The organism is Pseudomonas triticifolii, from assembly GCF_014358015.1.
Lineage (GTDB): Bacteria > Pseudomonadota > Gammaproteobacteria > Pseudomonadales > Pseudomonadaceae > Aquipseudomonas > Aquipseudomonas triticifolii.
Map to the genome: position 1 here is coordinate 1 of NZ_JACONV010000043.1, position 3,328 is coordinate 3,328.

A 3,328-nucleotide genomic window follows, 5' to 3' on the forward strand; every position below is an offset into this window, starting at 1 on the left:
TAAATGTTGATTTCTAGTCTTTGATTAGATCGTTCTTTAAAAATTTGGGTATGTGATAGAAAGAAATAGACTGTTGACCACTTTCACTGGTGGTGAACAGGCTAAGGTAAAGTTTGTGAGAACAAACTTTCGGCGAATGTCGTCTTCACAGTATAACCAGATTGCTTGGGGTTATATGGTCAAGTGAAGAAGCGCATACGGTGGATGCCTTGGCAGTCAGAGGCGATGAAAGACGTGGTAGCCTGCGAAAAGCTTCGGGGAGTCGGCAAACAGACTGTGATCCGGAGATGTCTGAATGGGGGAACCCAGCTGTCATAAGACAGTTACCTTACACTGAATACATAGGTGTATGGAGCGAACCAGGGGAACTGAAACATCTAAGTACCCTGAGGAAAAGAAATCAACCGAGATTCCCTTAGTAGTGGCGAGCGAACGGGGACCAGCCCTTAAGTTGTATTGAGATTAGCGGAACGCTCTGGAAAGTGCGGCCATAGTGGGTGATAGCCCTGTACGCGAAAATCTCTTTGCAATGAAATCGAGTAGGACGGGGCACGAGAAACCTTGTCTGAATATGGGGGGACCATCCTCCAAGGCTAAATACTACTGACTGACCGATAGTGAACCAGTACCGTGAGGGAAAGGCGAAAAGAACCGCGGAGAGCGGAGTGAAATAGATCCTGAAACCGTATGCGTACAAGCAGTGGGAGCCCACTTTGTTGGGTGACTGCGTACCTTTTGTATAATGGGTCAGCGACTTATTTTCAGTGGCAAGCTTAACCGAATAGGGGAGGCGTAGCGAAAGCGAGTCTTAATAGGGCGTCAAGTCGCTGGGAATAGACCCGAAACCGGGCGATCTATCCATGGGCAGGTTGAAGGTTAGGTAACACTGACTGGAGGACCGAACCGACTACCGTTGAAAAGTTAGCGGATGACCTGTGGATCGGAGTGAAAGGCTAATCAAGCTCGGAGATAGCTGGTTCTCCTCGAAAGCTATTTAGGTAGCGCCTCATGTATCACTGTAGGGGGTAGAGCACTGTTTCGGCTAGGGGGTCATCCCGACTTACCAAACCGATGCAAACTCCGAATACCTACAAGTGCCGAGCATGGGAGACACACGGCGGGTGCTAACGTCCGTCGTGAAAAGGGAAACAACCCAGACCGTCAGCTAAGGTCCCAAAATCCTGGTTAAGTGGGAAACGATGTGGGAAGGCTTAGACAGCTAGGAGGTTGGCTTAGAAGCAGCCACCCTTTAAAGAAAGCGTAATAGCTCACTAGTCGAGTCGGCCTGCGCGGAAGATGTAACGGGGCTCAAACCAGGTACCGAAGCTACGGGTATCATCTTAGGATGATGCGGTAGAGGAGCGTTCTGTAAGCCTGTGAAGGTGAGTTGAGAAGCTTGCTGGAGGTATCAGAAGTGCGAATGCTGACATGAGTAACGACAATGGGTGTGAAAAACACCCACGCCGAAAGACCAAGGTTTCCTGCGCAACGTTAATCGACGCAGGGTTAGTCGGTCCCTAAGGCGAGGCTGAAAAGCGTAGTCGATGGAAAACAGGTTAATATTCCTGTACTTCTGGTTATTGCGATGGAGGGACGGAGAAGGCTAGGCCAGCCTGGCGTTGGTTGTCCAGGTTTAAGGTGGTAGGCTGGAATCTTAGGTAAATCCGGGATTCTAAGGCCGAGAGCTGATGACGAGTGTCCTTTAGGATACGAAGTGGTTGATGCCATGCTTCCAAGAAAAGCTTCTAAGCTTCAGGTAACCAGGAACCGTACCCCAAACCGACACAGGTGGTTGGGTAGAGAATACCAAGGCGCTTGAGAGAACTCGGGTGAAGGAACTAGGCAAAATGGCACCGTAACTTCGGGAGAAGGTGCGCCGGTGAGGGTGAAGCATTTACTGCGTAAGCCCACGCCGGTCGAAGATACCAGGCCGCTGCGACTGTTTATTAAAAACACAGCACTCTGCAAACACGAAAGTGGACGTATAGGGTGTGACGCCTGCCCGGTGCCGGAAGGTTAATTGATGGGGTTAGCGCAAGCGAAGCTCTTGATCGAAGCCCCGGTAAACGGCGGCCGTAACTATAACGGTCCTAAGGTAGCGAAATTCCTTGTCGGGTAAGTTCCGACCTGCACGAATGGCGTAACGATGGCGGCGCTGTCTCCACCCGAGACTCAGTGAAATTGAAATCGCTGTGAAGATGCAGTGTATCCGCGGCTAGACGGAAAGACCCCGTGAACCTTTACTATAGCTTTGCACTGGACTTTGAATTTGCTTGTGTAGGATAGGTGGGAGGCTTTGAAGCGTGGACGCCAGTCTGCGTGGAGCCAACCTTGAAATACCACCCTGGCAACTTTGAGGTTCTAACTCAGGTCCGTTATCCGGATCGAGGACAGTGTATGGTGGGTAGTTTGACTGGGGCGGTCTCCTCCTAAAGAGTAACGGAGGAGTACGAAGGTGCGCTCAGACCGGTCGGAAATCGGTCGTAGAGTATAAAGGCAAAAGCGCGCTTGACTGCGAGACAGACACGTCGAGCAGGTACGAAAGTAGGTCTTAGTGATCCGGTGGTTCTGTATGGAAGGGCCATCGCTCAACGGATAAAAGGTACTCCGGGGATAACAGGCTGATACCGCCCAAGAGTTCATATCGACGGCGGTGTTTGGCACCTCGATGTCGGCTCATCACATCCTGGGGCTGAAGCCGGTCCCAAGGGTATGGCTGTTCGCCATTTAAAGTGGTACGCGAGCTGGGTTTAGAACGTCGTGAGACAGTTCGGTCCCTATCTGCCGTGGACGTTTGAGATTTGAGAGGGGCTGCTCCTAGTACGAGAGGACCGGAGTGGACGAACCTCTGGTGTTCCGGTTGTCACGCCAGTGGCATTGCCGGGTAGCTATGTTCGGAAAAGATAACCGCTGAAAGCATCTAAGCGGGAAACTTGCCTCAAGATGAGATCTCACTGGAACCTTGAGTTCCCTGAAGGGCCGTCGAAGACTACGACGTTGATAGGTTGGGTGTGTAAGCGCTGTGAGGCGTTGAGCTAACCAATACTAATTGCCCGTGAGGCTTGACCATATAACACCCAAGCAATCTGCGACCCGAAGGGCACAGATTGCGGTGACTGTGAAGACGACACGAACCGAAAGTTTGCGTCACGAACGACACCGATATCACATACCCGATTTGCTGAAACGCGCCTTCTGGCACGGTTCGGTACCCGAATTTCTTGACGACCATAGAGCATTGGAACCACCTGATCCCATCCCGAACTCAGCAGTGAAACGATGCATCGCCGATGGTAGTGTGGGGTTTCCCCATGTGAGAGTAGGTCAT

General features: G+C 51.4%; 2 rRNA genes. Both read left to right on the top strand.

The features are described from left to right. The first annotated feature begins 177 nt into the window (after positions 1-177). Positions 178-3,070 (top strand): 23S ribosomal RNA (locus H8S56_RS24380). Between the two features lie 150 nt (positions 3,071-3,220). Then, positions 3,221-3,328, top strand: a 5S ribosomal RNA gene (gene rrf / locus H8S56_RS24385); the annotation flags it as partial.